The following is a 1,151-nucleotide window of genomic DNA, read 5'->3' on the forward strand; positions in this document are numbered from 1 at the left end:
GGATATTCATCGAAATCGAAAAGTTGTCAAGATCACATTTGACTACAATTTGGGGATATTGGAATTATTGAAAAAGCATTTCCAGGTAAAGTGGAGCCAATCGAAGAAATGTTGGTGGATTGCCAGGACAGAATTCGACTATGAAAAGTTTAAAGAGGTGCTCTCTCCTATTGCAGAAATTGTTCCGATAGCAGATAAATCAAAAGTAAAAATTGAGACAGATCTACCTAAAGGTTATTTGGAGAAGTTAGAGCAAAAAAGGTATAGTCCACAAACCATTAAAATCTACACCCATTACTTTAAGGATTTTCTGATTTATTTTGATGGCAAAGAGCTTGTGGATATTAGCTTTGATGAAATCAATGCTTATTTGCATAAGCTTATAAAAGAACAAAACATATCAAGTAGTCAACAAAATCAGAGAATTAATTCCATAAAATTTTACTATGAAAAAGTACTTGGAAGAGCTACTGAGTATTATAATATTGAAAGACCACACATAGAGAAAACATTACCTGATGTTCTTAGTAAAGAAGAGATTTACAAAATGATTCAATTGACTCAGAATATTAAGCATAGATGCATTATAGCTTTAATTTATTCTTGTGGATTGCGAAGAAGCGAAGCAATTAACATGGAGTTAACTGATATAGATTCGAAAAGAATGTTAGTTAAAGTTAGAGCGGCCAAAGGTAAGAAAGACAGATATGTTCAACTCTCTCAATATACATTAGATTTACTAAGAACTTATTACAAACGAGAAAAACCTAAGAAATGGGTATTTGAAGGGGTAAATGGTGCTCAGTATAGTGCAGCTAGTGTATTAAACGTAGTGAAACATGCTGCAAAAAGAGCAAAAATTAAGAAAAGAGTCTATACTCATATTTTAAGACATAGCTTTGCAACACATCATCTGGAACAAGGAACGGACTTAAGATATATTCAAGAATGGTTAGGGCATGGTAGTTCAAAAACAACTGAGATATATACTCATGTATCTAAAAAAGATTTTAGTAAGTTTAAGAACCCTATTGATGATTTAAGTTTATCGTAGGCTTATTACGTTTACATATACAAATTGGATATATAAACGTATAAAATTAACTGATATAAGAAATATAAACGTAACTAGTTAAGCTAACATATACGTT

The 1,151-nt window shown here is 31.2% G+C and carries 1 protein-coding gene; it reads left to right on the forward strand.

What is annotated here, in order from left to right; genetic code table 11:
* The coding region (locus BXY64_RS00040) for a tyrosine-type recombinase/integrase (RefSeq protein ID WP_211334379.1) at positions 1–1,054 on the forward strand (1,054 nt) is incomplete at its 5' end.
* Positions 1,055–1,151: the final 97 nt, after the last annotated feature.

Source organism: Marinifilum flexuosum (assembly GCF_003610555.1).
Classification (GTDB): Bacteria; Bacteroidota; Bacteroidia; order Bacteroidales; family Marinifilaceae; genus Marinifilum; species Marinifilum flexuosum.